This is a genomic window from Pseudomonas sp. GW821-FHT09E04 (assembly GCF_059416185.1).
Map to the genome: position 1 here is coordinate 316,238 of NZ_JBWKOR010000006.1, position 12,767 is coordinate 329,004.

The 12,767-nt window shown below is 60.4% G+C and carries 11 protein-coding genes and 2 pseudogenes; 8 read left to right on the forward strand and 5 right to left on the reverse strand.

The window, feature by feature from the left end:
* Nucleotides 1-98: 98 nt before the first annotated feature.
* The 4 genes and pseudogenes from AC07N4_RS23130 to AC07N4_RS23145 all read left to right on the forward strand — a co-directional run.
* A complete protein-coding gene (locus AC07N4_RS23130; protein WP_493065990.1) occupies nucleotides 99-644 on the forward strand; it encodes a sigma-70 family RNA polymerase sigma factor in 546 nt (181 codons plus the stop codon).
* Complete coding sequence (locus AC07N4_RS23135; protein ID WP_096818220.1) at nucleotides 641-1,654, forward strand: ABC transporter substrate-binding protein; 1,014 nt, start codon at nucleotides 641-643, stop codon at nucleotides 1,652-1,654. The genes AC07N4_RS23130 and AC07N4_RS23135 overlap by 4 nt, the downstream gene beginning before the upstream one ends.
* 517 nt (nucleotides 1,655-2,171) lie before the next feature.
* Nucleotides 2,172-2,942: pseudogene (locus AC07N4_RS23140) on the forward strand (PAS domain-containing protein); the annotation flags it as partial.
* 120 nt (nucleotides 2,943-3,062) lie between these two features.
* Nucleotides 3,063-3,491 (forward strand): annotated as a pseudogene (locus AC07N4_RS23145) (methyl-accepting chemotaxis protein); the annotation flags it as partial.
* Nucleotides 3,492-3,548: 57 nt separating this feature from the next.
* On the opposite strand, the gene AC07N4_RS23150 reads toward AC07N4_RS23145, so the two are convergent.
* From AC07N4_RS23150 to AC07N4_RS23160, 3 genes are all read right to left on the reverse strand, one after another.
* The gene (locus AC07N4_RS23150; RefSeq protein WP_493065989.1) at nucleotides 3,549-4,115 is read right to left on the reverse strand and encodes a hypothetical protein; all 567 of its coding nucleotides are present in this window, start codon (nucleotides 4,113-4,115) and stop codon (nucleotides 3,549-3,551) included.
* A 152-nt stretch (nucleotides 4,116-4,267) separates the two neighbouring features.
* Nucleotides 4,268-5,692, reverse strand: coding sequence for an MFS transporter (locus tag AC07N4_RS23155; RefSeq protein ID WP_493065988.1), 1,425 nt, complete (start codon nucleotides 5,690-5,692; stop codon nucleotides 4,268-4,270).
* Nucleotides 5,693-5,817: 125 nt separating this feature from the next.
* The gene (locus AC07N4_RS23160; RefSeq protein WP_096818211.1) at nucleotides 5,818-6,258 is read right to left on the reverse strand and encodes a PACE efflux transporter; all 441 of its coding nucleotides are present in this window, start codon (nucleotides 6,256-6,258) and stop codon (nucleotides 5,818-5,820) included.
* A gap of 121 nt (nucleotides 6,259-6,379) precedes the next feature.
* On the opposite strand from AC07N4_RS23160, the gene AC07N4_RS23165 reads away from it, so the two are divergent.
* Complete coding sequence (locus tag AC07N4_RS23165; protein ID WP_493065987.1) at nucleotides 6,380-7,252, forward strand: LysR family transcriptional regulator; 873 nt, start codon at nucleotides 6,380-6,382, stop codon at nucleotides 7,250-7,252.
* Nucleotides 7,253-7,322: 70 nt separating this feature from the next.
* Here the strand turns inward: AC07N4_RS23165 and gntR are convergent, their stop codons facing one another.
* Nucleotides 7,323-8,354 (reverse strand): HTH-type transcriptional regulator GntR, encoded by a 1,032-nt coding sequence (gene gntR / locus AC07N4_RS23170; protein WP_096818207.1) that lies wholly within the window; start codon nucleotides 8,352-8,354, stop codon nucleotides 7,323-7,325.
* A gap of 216 nt (nucleotides 8,355-8,570) precedes the next feature.
* On the opposite strand from gntR, the gene AC07N4_RS23175 reads away from it, so the two are divergent.
* Nucleotides 8,571-9,104 carry a gluconokinase gene (locus tag AC07N4_RS23175; protein ID WP_007951121.1) on the forward strand — a complete coding sequence of 178 codons (534 nt, stop codon included), beginning with the start codon at nucleotides 8,571-8,573 and terminating at the stop codon, nucleotides 9,102-9,104.
* Nucleotides 9,105-9,186: 82 nt separating this feature from the next.
* On the forward strand, nucleotides 9,187-10,539 hold the full coding sequence (locus AC07N4_RS23180; RefSeq protein ID WP_096818205.1) for a GntP family permease: 1,353 nt from the start codon (nucleotides 9,187-9,189) through the stop codon (nucleotides 10,537-10,539).
* 173 nt (nucleotides 10,540-10,712) lie between these two features.
* Here the strand turns inward: AC07N4_RS23180 and alaC are convergent, their stop codons facing one another.
* Nucleotides 10,713-11,921 (reverse strand): alanine transaminase, encoded by a 1,209-nt coding sequence (gene alaC, locus AC07N4_RS23185; protein WP_102621307.1) that lies wholly within the window; start codon nucleotides 11,919-11,921, stop codon nucleotides 10,713-10,715.
* A 139-nt stretch (nucleotides 11,922-12,060) separates the two neighbouring features.
* On the opposite strand from alaC, the gene AC07N4_RS23190 reads away from it, so the two are divergent.
* Nucleotides 12,061-12,723, forward strand: coding sequence for a LysE family translocator (locus AC07N4_RS23190; RefSeq protein WP_096818201.1), 663 nt, complete (start codon nucleotides 12,061-12,063; stop codon nucleotides 12,721-12,723).
* Nucleotides 12,724-12,767: the final 44 nt, after the last annotated feature.

Below are 12,767 nucleotides of genomic sequence, written 5' to 3' on the forward strand. Positions count from 1 at the left end.
AAAAATTCTTTTTAAGTATTTTTAACGCATAAGGCACCTTGCTAGGATCGCACCACCGGACGACCGGACATTCAGCGACCCTTGACCAAGGAGCCCCCATGTCCGGCGCCGACTCATCCCATCGCAATCATGTGAATACGTTGTTTCGCGACCATTACCAGTGGTTGTGCACACGTCTGCGCCGGCAATCGAATGATGCAGCCAGCGCCGAAGACATCGCCGCCGAAACCTTCGCGCAACTGCTCGAAGCACCGGGCCTGACCGCCATCCGCGTACCCCGCGCGTTGCTCACCACCATCGCCCAGCGGCTGCTGTATGAGCGCTGGCGGCGGGGCGATCTGGAGCGTCGGCATCTGCATCAACTGCAACAGAGTGACCTCGATCACGCGCCGTCTCCCGAAGATCTGGCAGATCTGTCGCAGAGCCTCAAGCATCTGGACCGGACGCTCCAGCGCCTGCCGGGCAAAGTCCGCTCGACCTTTCTGCTGGCGCGCATCGACGGCCTGACCTACCCGCAAATCGCTGCCGAACTGGGCATCTCCCAGCGTTCGGTAAGCATGTACATGACCCGTTCCCAGGCCCTGTGCAACCGCCACAGCGCCAACCAAACCCTGATTTCCTCCCAGAACAAGAGGTCCGCATGAGATCGATCAAAACCCTGCTCGGCAGTTCGCTGCTGGCCTTGACCCTGACGGCCGGCCACGCCGTGGCAGCGGAAAAAACCGCGCCTATCCACTTCGGCGACATCACCTGGGAAAGCGGCAGTTTCATCACCGAAGTGCTGCGCCTGATCGTCGAAAAAGGTTATGGCTACCCGACTGACACGCTGCCGGGCAGCACCGTCAGCCTCGAAGCGGCGCTGGCGAAAAACGACATTCAAGTGATCGGTGAAGAGTGGGCCGGGCGCAGTCCGGCGTGGGTCAAGGCTGCCGCCGAGGGCAAGGTGTTCGGGCTCGGCGACACGGTGAAGGGCGCCACCGAAGGCTGGTGGGTGCCGGAATACGTGATCAAGGGCGACCCCGAGCGCGGGATCAAACCGCTGGCGCCGGAGCTGAAATCCGTGGCCGACCTGCCGCGCTACAAGGATGTGTTCAAGGACCCGGAAGACCCGAGTCGCGGGCGTTTCCTCAACAGCCCGACCGGCTGGACCTCGGAAATCGTCAACAGCCAGAAGCTCAAGGCCTATGCGCTGAACGACAGCTTCGTCAACTTCCGCACCGGTTCCGGCGCGGCGCTGGATGCCGAGGTGGCGTCGTCGATCAAGCGTGGCAAACCGGTGCTGTTCTACTACTGGTCGCCGACACCGTTGCTCGGTCGCTTCAAACTGGTGAAGCTGGAAGAGCCACCGTTCGACGCCGAAGCCTGGAAAACCCTGGCCGACGCCAACAACCCCCATCCGAAAGGCACCCGCTCGATGCCGGCGAGCCTGGCGATTGGCGTGTCTGCACCGTTCAAGGCGCAGTATCCGGAACTGGTGACGTTCTTTGAAAAGGTCGATTTGCCGATCGATCTGCTGAACCAGACCCTGGCCGGGATGAGCGAGAAACGTCAGCAGCCACGTCAGGTCGCCGAAGCCTTCCTGCGCGATCAACCGCAAGTGTGGAAATCGTGGGTGCCGGGTGAAGTGGCGAATAAAGTCAGTGGCAGTCTGTAGTACTTATCCGATAATTGCGTAGTTTCAAAAGTTGCCATTGCGAGTCTGTCGCAATGGCAACCAACACCCCCGCCGCTGAACCGATTCTTGTCCGTTTTTTGTCCAAACTCCCCGTGGTACTGGCCGACTAGTGGCCTTGCGCAAGGCTTTGCGCTGTCTATGCTCACACGTAACTAACTATGTCGACCGCCATCCAATGCGCCTCGACGGCAATCGGTTAGTCATGAACAAAGCTGCCAGAGTGCGCAATCCAAGGCACCGACACTGAACCGACAAGGAGCATGTTTTTAAATGGAAGTTCTTCTGCACGTTAGGAATGGCCCGCCCGCGGGCTATCAAGAGAAGGATGTCTTGATTAGAGCGTCGCTGCATGGACTCTTTGATTAATCATCGTTGATCACCTGACAACTTCCTCCTGTGGAGGAATGCGTGTGCCTGTTCTGTGGAACGTAGTGGTGGATTCTGAAAGACCTGAACTTTCATCAAATCAAAAGACCGCGCGGAAGGTGATAGAGACATGTTCAACCTACATCACAAGGCTGACCTGCAGGAAATCGAACGCTTCAGTTGTGCCCTGACCGAAGCCAACGCCAAGTTGGAGGCGATCAGCCGTTCGATGGCGATGATCGAATTCACCCCCGAGGGCATCGTTCTGGATGCCAATGAGAACTTCTGCAAGACCATGGGCTACAGCGCCGAGGAAGTGCGTGGCAAACATCACCGGGTCTTTTGCGAAGAGGCGTTTTACCGCAGCGAGGAATACGCCAAGTTGTGGCGTGATCTGGCCCGTGGTGAACCACTCAGCGGGACTTTCCTGCGTTTGAACAAGCGCGGTCAGGAGATCTGGCTCGAGGCCAGTTACATGCCGGTGTATGGCCCGGACAAACAAGTCAGAAGCGTGATCAAAGTGGCGTCGGACATCACGGCGCGCGTGAACAAGGAAAAAGAAGAGGAGAGCATGCTCGCCGCCATCAGCCGTTCGATGGCCGTGATCGAATTCACCCCGGAAGGCAATGTGATCTCGGCCAACGACAACTTCCTCAAGACCATGCAGTATTCGCTCAACGAAATTGTCGGCCATCACCACAGCCTGTTCTGTCATCGCGCCGAAGCCGAATCCGCGCAATACAAAGCGTTCTGGGCCTCGCTCAATCGCGGCGAATATCACTCGCACCGCTTCGAACGCAAGAACAAGTCCGGGCAGACCGTTTACCTCGAAGCCTCGTATAACCCGTTGTTCGATGCCAAGGGCCGATTGTACAAAGTGGTGAAGTTCGCCAGCGACATCACCCACCAGATGACCACCTTGCAGACCGCTGCGGAATCGGCCCACAGCACCTCGGTACAAAACGACGCCTGCGCGCAAAAAGGCTCACAGGTCGTGCAGCAAACGGTGCAGATCATTCAGGACATTTCCCGCGACCTCAACGAAGCGGCGCTGAGCATCGATGCGGTGAGCAAGCAGTCGGACATCATCGGCACCATCGTCCAGACCATTCGCGGGATTGCCGACCAGACCAACCTGCTGGCACTCAACGCGGCCATCGAAGCGGCGCGGGCGGGTGAGCACGGACGCGGTTTTGCGGTGGTGGCGGATGAAGTGCGCAGCCTCGCGGCGCGGACCAGTCAGGCGACCCTGGAGATCGTCGATGTGGTGCGCAAGAACCATGAGTTGTCACTGAGTGCGGTGTCGAGCATGCAGTCGAGCCTGAGCCGCACCGGGCTCGGGGTGGAACTGGCGAACGAGGCGGGCGACGCGATCCGCGAGATTCAGCAGGGCTCGCGGCATGTGGTGGATGCGATCAGCCAGTTCAATGAGACGTTGCAGTTGAACTGACGGTTTACGGCTGAAAAAAAAGGATCCCTTGGGATCCTTTTTTCATTGCGCTGCGAGTCAGAGCGAAGCGAGGAACTTGTCTGCCGACTGGTCGCTGATCTTGACCGAGTTGGCGTCTTGTTTGTTCTGCTTTTCGGCTTCGGCCAGTTTCATCTTGTCCTGCAGGCGATCGGCGATCTCTTTGCCGATGGCCAGTTGTTTCTCTGGCGGCATGGCTTTGATGTCGTCCTCGGTCAAACCCATTTCCTTGAGGATGCTGTCGCGCAGACGCTGTTCCGGCGACTTGCTCATGTAGTCCTTGAACTCGTCGGTGGCGGAAGTGCCGGTGGCCTTGGTCTGCGAAGCGTCAGAAGTCTGCAGGCCGACGCGGGTCTTGGCGAACGCTTCATCGACGTTGTCGCTGATGCGTGTGGCTTCGCTGACTTGCTGGGTGGCGAGTTGCGTGGCCGAGCTTTGAATCTGGTTGGTGGCGTCAGTGGTTTGCCCCTGCGCCTGGTTTTGCAGCGATTGCAGCATTGCGCCGTGGAGCCCGCCTTGCAGACCGGCAGCCGCCGAAGCGGTGGTGTCTTCGGTGATGCGCTTGGGCAGATGAATCAAATTCGCCTGTTTCGAGCTGACCAACATGATTGAGGACCTTGTGGTAATTGCTGTTGGCGGTAAAGCAGCAATTACCGTGCCGTCAGAATAAGTCTCATGAATTCAGCAGGTTAAGGAATTTCCAGTTTTCGGAAGCGGTCATCCTTTGCCGTCCGGCGGCAGAAGATGACCGTTGCCCGTCAGCGATGGGCGATGTTTTCCAGCGCCAGGTTGCGGGTGCGGGGGCCGAAATAGCCGATGGTCAGCATCACGATCAACATGCTGACGACAATGAACGCCAGCACGCCCGGCGTGCCGAAGTGGTCGAGGAACAGACCGATCAACAGGCTGCTGAACACCGTCGACAAGCGACTGAACGAGTAACAGAACCCCACCGCCCGGGCGCGGATGTTGGTCGGGAACAGTTCGCTCTGATAGGAGTGATAACTGAAGCTCAGCCACGCGTTGCAGAAGGTGATCATCACCCCGCAGAAGATCAGGCCGAAGGCGCTGGTCTGCAACGCGAACAAGGTGCCGAAGGTCATGGCGCCCAGCGCCGAGCCGACGATCTGCCATTTGTTCTCGAAACGGTTGGCGAATTTGACGAACAGCAGCGGCCCGAGCGGGTAGGCGAGGGTGATGATGAACGCGTACATCAGACTGTGGGTGACGCTGACGCCCTGACCGGAAAGCAACGCTGGCAACCAGTTGCCGAAACCGAAGAAGCCGATGGCCTGGAAAATGTGAAAGACGATCAGCATCAGTGCCCGGCGCCGGTACGGTGGCTGCCAGATATCGGCGAAACGGCCCTTGCCTTCGACGTCGACGGCCACGGCTTCCGGCGCACCCAGTGGTTGACGGTGATCTTTCTCGCAGCGCGCCTCGATGTCATCGAGAATCCGGTTCGCTTCATCGAAGCGGCCATGCTGGGCCAGCCAGCGCGGCGACTCCGGCAGCCGTTTGCGCAGCCACCAGATGAACAGCGCAAACACCGCACTGGCCAGCACCACCCAACGCCAGCCGGACACCCCGAACGGCGCCTGCGGCACCAGCCACCAGGACATCAGCGCCACCGCCGGCACCGACAGGAACTGCACGAAAAACGCGAAGGCGAACGCCGAACTGCGCATGCGTTTGGGCACCAGTTCCGAGAGGTAGGCATCGATGGTCACCAACTCAATGCCGAGGCCGATGCCCACCAGAAAACGCATGCAGATGATCCCCAGCGCCGAACTCTGCACGCCCATCAGCACCGTGGCCACGGTGTACCAGACCAGCGCGAAGGTGAAGATCGCCCGTCGCCCGAAACGATCCGCCAACGGACTGAGCAGACTGGCGCCGAGAAACAGACCGAGGAACGTCGCCGAGGCGAACGCGGCTTGATCGGAGAACGCGAACACGCCCTGATTGCCGGTGGCGAAGATGCCGTCGCGGATCAGGCCGGGGCTGATATAGGCGGTCTGGAACAGGTCGTAGAGTTCGAAGAAACCACCGATCGACAGCAGCGCCACCAGCCGCCAGATCGTGGCGACCGCCGGAAGACGGTCGATGCGGGCGGAAACCTGTGCGGCGCGTATCGGGTCGATGCCATCGCTTTGCGCGGGGGCGGGGGCGTGTGCAGTCATGGGCCGATCCATTTTTTTATGATGGAAAAGCTTAGCCTGCTATCGGAAATCAAGGATTGTTTATATCGGCGGTTGGTACGGGAAAACCGCCGATTTCTTGCAATATCCACTTACCAATTAGCGATTCATGCTGCGGGCACGGGATCCGGCAGCGCCGAGGCCGGCAAACCGAACACCTTATCGAACAGCCAGTTGAAGGCGAAGGTGTAGCAAGGGATGAACACGATCAGCGCCAGATCCAGCAGGAAGGCCTGCACCAGGCTGATGTTCATCCACCAGGCGATCAGTGGAATCAGGAACACGATCAGCGTCAATTGAAAGCCGACCGCGTGGGCGATACGGCGTTTGACTGTGCGGGTGCGCGACACCTGACGGCTTTCCCAGTGCTCGAACAGCGAGGTGTAGATGAAGTTCCAGGTCACGGCGATGGTGGTGATGATCACCGCCAGCGGGCCGGTGCTGCCGGGCGAGGTGCCGGACAACAGAGCCAGGCCGAGGGCCGAGAAGGTCATGCCGATCACTTCATAGAGCGACACGTAGACCAGTTTGCGTTTGACGCCTTGCATGGGGAATTGCCTCTTTCTTGCGACTTGTGGCCAGTGGGGCTGGCGAAGGCGACGAAAGATAGCTTCAATGGCGATGACAGAAAAAGTCAGTAGCTTTCAGTTTTATTGATAGGTAAATGATGTGAATTTCAACAGCGAAAGCATCGAGCTGTTTCTCGCAGTGATTGAGCGCGGCTCGTTTTCCGCCGCAGCCAGGGCATTGGGCAAAGTCCCGTCGGCGGTGAGCATGGCCATCGGCAATCTGGAGGCCGAACTCGGCTACCCGCTGTTTGATCGCAGTCACCGCGAACCGCAACCCACGGCGATGGCGCTGTCGCTGGTGCCCCATGCGCGACTGATCGCCGATCAGCTCAAGCAATTGCAGGTGCATGCGGTGCAGTTGTCGCTGGGGCTGGAGAGCAAGTTGTCGATCGGCGTGGCGGCGGATATCGATCGTCGACGGTTGTTGGCGGCGATCAAGGACATCAGTGAGCGCCACCCGCTGCTCGACATCGAAGTGCTGACCGCGCCGCAGGATGACGTGCTGGCGATGCTTCACAGTGGCCGGGTCAGCGTGTGCCTGGCGTTCGCCGGGTTGAGCGTGAACGTGCTGGAGCGCTTTCAGTTTGTCGGCAGTGAACGGATGATCGCCACGCTGGCGGCGGACAGTCCGCTGTTGCAGGGGCAGGATCTGTTTCTCGAAGATCTGGTGCATGTGCGGCAGATCGTCGTCGGCAGTCGCGACTTGCCGATCAGCGAAACCCGGCCGCTGGTGGCCGAATCCCACTGGCGCACCGACAGCCTGGAGACGGCGCTGGAGATGGTCGAGGCGGGGTTGGGCTGGGGCAATTTCCCGTTGTCGGTGGTGCAGCCGTGGCTCGATTCGGGGCGATTGAAACGGCTGAACTTCCGCAACATCGAGAACGGTCTGGTGCTGCCGGTGCACGCGGTGTGGCTCAAGAGCCAGCCGTTGCAGAAGGGCGCGGCGGCATTGGTTGAAATACTCGGCCGGTGATCGTTCCCACGCTCTGCGTGGGAACGCAGCCCGGGATGCTCCGCGTCCCTTCCAGAGCCGAACGCGGAGGTCAGGTGCTTTCGCGGATCTTCAGTTCGAAGCCCATGTCCTCGACCGGTCGCGCCACGCTGTTGCCGGCCATCAGGGTCAGCATCTGTTCCGCCGCACGCCGGCCGATGGCCTCACGCGGGGTGTTGATGCTGCTCAGGCGCGGCACCATATGCTCGGACATCGGCAGGTCGTTGAAGCCGAGGATCGCCACTTGCTCGGGGATCTTGATCCCGTTGCGCAGGGCCTCGAGCAGGGCGCCCTGGGCCAGGTCGTCGTTGCCGAAGAAGATCGCATCGACGTCCGGATGCGCCGCCAGCAGTTGCAGGAACAACTCGCCACCCAGGCCCACGGACGAAGAACGCGGGGTCAGCACTTCCAGATCCGGGTCGTAGCGACCGGCCTTCTGCAACGCTTTGCGAAAACCTTCACCGCGCAGCAGGGTGCGCTGATCAAGCTGTGCGCCGATGTACGCCAGCCGCTTGCGGCCACGGGACAGCAAATGTTCGGCGGCGGTTTCCCCGGCGCTGAGCTGGGAGAAGCCGACGCAGTTCACCCCGGCGGCGCTGTCCAGTTCCATCATGTACACGCAGGGAATGTTACTGGCCTCGATCATCCGCCGCGATGTTTCGGTGCGGTCGAAACCGGTCAGCAGCAAACCCCGTGGCTGATAAGCCATGTAGTTGCGCAGCAGGTTTTCTTCTTCATCGCGGGAATAGTGGAAGTTGCCGATCAGCACTTCGAAGCCTTTGGGCGTGAGCACCCGATGAATGGCTTCCAGGGTGTCGATGAACAACAGGTTGGCCAAAGAAGGCACCAGGACCACCACCGAATGGCTCTGGGCCGAGGCCAGGGCGCGGGCGGCGGGGTTGACCACGTAGTTGAGTTCCAGCGCGGCTTTCTGGACTTTTTCCACCAGCTCGGTGGCGACAGTGCTGACCCCGCGCAAGGCGCGGGAGGCGGTAATCGGGCTGACCCCGGCCAGTCGGGCGACTTCATTGAGGGTGGGACGGCCGGTGGTGCGGGTGTTTTTATCGTTTTTAGGGGTGGTCATCGGGCGGCTTGCCAAACAAAAATCAAGGCACTAAGGTAGCGCTGTCCTTATGCAGCTGCAAATGCGTAAGCGAGGTCCTGCCTGATCCTCGCTTTTTGGCGTTGGGACCCAACCTGCTGCAACCCAAAAAAACGACAAGAAGGCGTCGGCAATTTCTGCCTGTGCACTAGAGTCATAGTTAGCAAAGGTAGCGCTGTCTGCGCGCTGAGGTGTTTCATGAATCATCCCATCACCGCCCTGGTCATCATGGGCGTTGCCGGTTGCGGCAAGACGTGCGTCAGCGAGGCCCTGTGCCAATTGAGCGGCGCCACTGCCATTGAAGGCGATACTTTCCATCCGGCCGCGAACATCGAAAAGATGAGCGCGGGGATCCCCCTGAACGACGAAGACCGTGCCGGCTGGCTCGACAGCCTGTGCGATGAGCTGCGTCGCGTCGATGCCCTGGGCGAACGCCCGGTGCTGACCTGCTCGGCCCTCAAGCACATTTACCGCGAACGTCTGCGCAGCGCCTTGCCGGGCCTGGGCTTCGTGTTCCTCGAATTGACGCCTGAAGTTGCCGCCGAACGTGTGTCCCATCGTCCGGGCCACTTCATGCCGGCCACCTTGATCGAAAGCCAGTTCGCCACCCTCGAATCGCCCAAGGGCGAGCCGTTGACCCTGGCCCTGAATGCTTCGATCCACAGCGTTGAAGAACTGGCGTCGCAAGCCCACGTCTGGTGGCAGGCCCATGGCCTGAAACAGGCGGTATGAGTGTGATTGCGAAGATAGCGCTGTCCTTTCGACTTCTGATTAACCCGCTTTAATAACAACAACAAACCAGGAGACACCCCCAATGTTTGGCATGTCCCATGACGCCTACCTGCTGCTCGATGCAGTGGTCACGGTGATCGGGCTTATCGTCCTGATCACCAAGTTCAAGCTCCATCCCTTCATTGCCCTGACCATCGCCGCCGCGTTTCTCGGTCTGACGTCCGGCATGCCGATCGGCACCATCATCAAAGCGTTCCAGGACGGCTTCGGTGGCGTGCTCGGTTTTGTCGGCATCATCCTCGCGCTGGGCACCATGCTCGGCAAAATGATGGCCGAATCCGGCGGTGCCGATCAGATCGCCCAGACCCTGATCCGCGCGTTCGGCAAAGAGCGCGTGCAGTGGGCAATGATGTTCGCCGCGTTCCTGGTGGGCATTCCGCTGTTCTTTGAAATCGGCTTCGTGCTGCTGATTCCGCTGGTGTTCATCGTTGCCCGCCGCACCGGTGTGTCGATCATCAAGATCGGTATCCCGCTGCTCGCCGGCCTGTCCGCCGTGCACGGCCTGGTGCCACCGCACCCGGGCCCGCTGCTGGCCATTGGCGTGTTCGGTGCCGACATCGGCAAGACCATTCTCTACGGTCTGATCGTCGCGCTGCCGACCGCCATCATTGCCGGTCCGATCTTCGGTACGTTCATCGCCAAGCACATCCCGGGTCATCCGAACCAGGAACTGGTTGATCAACTGGCCCGTGAAACCGATTCGGCCAAGCTGCCAAGCTTCGGCATCACCCTGGTCACCGTGCTGCTGCCGGTGTTCCTGATGCTGCTGAAAACCTTCGCTGATGTGGCGCTGCCGGACGGTCATTTCTTCCGCACCTGGATGGACATGATCGGTCACCCGATCTCGGCGCTGCTGCTGGCGTTGCTGCTGTCGCTGTACACCTTCGGCGCCAAGCAGGGCATCGGTTCTCAGCAGATGCTCAAATGGCTGGATGCGAGCCTGGCGCCAACCGCCGCGATCATCCTGATCATCGGTGCCGGCGGCGGCTTCAAGCAGATGCTGGTGACCAGCGGTGTGGGCGACGTGATCGGCCACATGGCGGTCAGCGCGCAGATCTCGCCGATCCTGCTGGCGTGGCTGGTGGCGGCGGTGATCCGCATCGCGACCGGTTCGGCCACCGTGGCGACCATCACAGGCGCGGGCATCGTGGTGCCGGTAGTGGGGATGATCCCGGGTGTGAACCGTGAGCTGCTGGTGCTAGCCACCGGTGCCGGTTCCTTGATCCTGTCCCACGTCAACGACGCCGGTTTCTGGCTGGTGAAGCAGTACTTCAACATGACCGTGGCGGAAACCTTCAAGACCTGGACCGCGATGGAAACCATCCTGTCGGTGGTTGCGCTGGGCTTTATCCTGCTGCTGTCGCTGTTCGTTTAACCTCGAACGCCAGACACAAAAAAACCGCAGCGATGCGGTTTTTTTGTGCCTGGATCGTTCCCACGCTCTGCGTGGGAATGCAGCCCGGGACGCTCTGCGTCCCAAAGCGGACGCAGAGCGTCCATTGAGGCATTCCCACGCGGAGCGTGGGAACGATCAGGTTGCGGAGGCTGTTACTTGGTGACCAGGCCATCCGCCCGGAACATCCCGCGAATCCCGCGTACGGCCTGACGAATCCGGTCCTGGTTCTCGATCAGTGCGAAACGCACGTGATCGTCGCCGTATTCACCAAAGCCGACGCCTGGCGAGACGCAGACCTTGGCCTCGGCCAGCAGCTTCTTGGCGAACTCCAGCGAGCCGAGGTGCGCGTAGGCGTCGGGAATCTTCGCCCAGACGTACATCGAGGCTTTCGGATTTTCGACCATCCAGCCCAGTTCATGCAGGCCTTTGACCAGCACGTTGCGGCGCTGGCGATACTGCTCGGCGATGTCGCGCACGCATTGCTGATCGCCTTCCAGCGCAGCAATCGCGGCCACCTGCAGCGGGGTGAAGGTGCCGTAGTCGTGGTAGCTCTTGATCCGCGCCAGGGCGTTGACCAGTTCCGGGTTGCCGACCATGAAACCGATGCGCCAGCCCGCCATGTTGTAGCTCTTGGACAGGGTGAAAAACTCCACCGCGATGTCCTTGGCGCCCGGCACCTGCATGATCGACGGGGCTTTCCAGCCGTCGTAGACGATGTCGGCATAGGCCAGGTCGTGCACCACCAGCACGTCGTACTGTTTGGCGAGGGCAATCACCCGCTCGAAGAAATCCAGTTCCACGCACTGCGCGGTGGGGTTGGACGGGAAGCCGAGGATCATCATCTTCGGTTTCGGGATCGAGCCACGAATCGCCCGTTCCAGCTCGTCGAAGAAGTCCACGCCCGGCACCAGCGGCACCGACCGCACCTGGGCGCCGGCAATCACGGCACCGTAGATGTGAATCGGGTAGCTCGGGTTCGGCACCAGCACGGTGTCACCCTGATCCAGAGTCGCCAGCATCAGGTGCGCCAGGCCTTCCTTGGAACCGATGGTGACGATGGCTTCGCTTTCCGGGTCGATATCGACCTCGTAGCGTTCCTTGTACCAGTTGGAAATCGCCCGGCGCAGGCGCGGAATGCCCTTGGACGTGGAGTAACCGTGGGTGTCTTCGCGTTGTGCAACCTGCACCAGTTTTTCAACGATGTGCGGCGGCGTGGCGCCGTCGGGGTTGCCCATGCTCAAGTCGATGATGTCTTCGCCACGACGTCGGGCGGCCATCTTCAGCTCGGCAGTGATGTTGAAAACGTAAGGGGGGAGTCGATCTATGCGCGCAAAGCGGCGCGGCGAACCTTGTTCAGCCATTATTGCCTCGGATAACGTAAGCGCCCGGAACCGTCCGAGCGACGCTGGTCACTGCGGTGACCTGTGGCGGAAGATAAGGGCAGCGATGGCAGACTGTCCAGCGTGCACGACAACAATTTTTTCCCAAGGAAAACGGTTAATGGAATTCACCAGCGGCTTCTTGCTGAGCCTTTCGCTGTGCCTGGACATCGGCGTGGCCAACATCGCGATGATCACCCTGGCCATGCAGCGCGGCTATTTTCAGGGCTTCGCGCTGGGCCTCGGCACCTGCGTCGGCGACCTGATTTACGCCGTTCTTGCCCTGGCTGGAATGACCGTTCTGCTGCAATACGAAACCGTGCGCTGGGTGTTGTGGATCGGCGGTTCGGCGCTGTTGATCTACTTCGCGGCGAAGATGATCTATTCGGCGATCCACCACGAAGCGTTGCTGGCGGAGACGGCGGAGGTCGGCCAGAACTCCCATCGCAAGGAATTCTTCCGTGGGATTTTTCTCGCCATGTCGTCGCCGAGCGCCATCCTGTGGTTCGCGGCCGTGGGCGGCACGTTGATCGCCCGTTCCGGTGGCGGCGGTCCGCTCAGTTCGGCGCTGTTCCTTGGCGGCTTCCTGTGTGCCGGGCTGTTGTGGTCGGCGGGTCTGTGCTTTGCGGCGAGCCATGGCGGCAAACTGCTGGGTGACAAACTGCTGCGCTATTCCTACATGGCATCGGCGGCGATCTTCTGCTATTTCGCGGTCTACGTGATCGTATCCGGTTATAACGAGTTCGTCGGTTCCGGTGCCGTCGAGGCCCTGCACACGCTGTAAATGTGCGAATCGGGTTTGGCTTCTATACTCCCAGCCGAACCCAC

Excerpts from the sequence above, each read along its gene's own strand:
- AC07N4_RS23155 (WP_493065988.1), bottom strand. The coding sequence starts at position 5,692 with ATGACTGCACACGCCCCCGCCCCCGCGCAAAGCGATGGCATCGACCCG.
- alaC (WP_102621307.1), bottom strand. The coding sequence starts at position 11,921 with ATGGCTGAACAAGGTTCGCCGCGCCGCTTTGCGCGCATAGATCGACTC.
- AC07N4_RS23160 (WP_096818211.1), bottom strand. The coding sequence starts at position 6,258 with ATGCAAGGCGTCAAACGCAAACTGGTCTACGTGTCGCTCTATGAAGTG.
- AC07N4_RS23190 (WP_096818201.1), top strand. The coding sequence starts at position 12,061 with ATGGAATTCACCAGCGGCTTCTTGCTGAGCCTTTCGCTGTGCCTGGAC.
- AC07N4_RS23130 (WP_493065990.1), top strand. The coding sequence starts at position 99 with ATGTCCGGCGCCGACTCATCCCATCGCAATCATGTGAATACGTTGTTT.
- gntR (WP_096818207.1), bottom strand. The coding sequence starts at position 8,354 with ATGACCACCCCTAAAAACGATAAAAACACCCGCACCACCGGCCGTCCC.
- AC07N4_RS23135 (WP_096818220.1), top strand. The coding sequence starts at position 641 with ATGAGATCGATCAAAACCCTGCTCGGCAGTTCGCTGCTGGCCTTGACC.
- AC07N4_RS23180 (WP_096818205.1), top strand. The coding sequence starts at position 9,187 with ATGTTTGGCATGTCCCATGACGCCTACCTGCTGCTCGATGCAGTGGTC.
- AC07N4_RS23150 (WP_493065989.1), bottom strand. The coding sequence starts at position 4,115 with ATGTTGGTCAGCTCGAAACAGGCGAATTTGATTCATCTGCCCAAGCGC.
- AC07N4_RS23175 (WP_007951121.1), top strand. The coding sequence starts at position 8,571 with ATGAATCATCCCATCACCGCCCTGGTCATCATGGGCGTTGCCGGTTGC.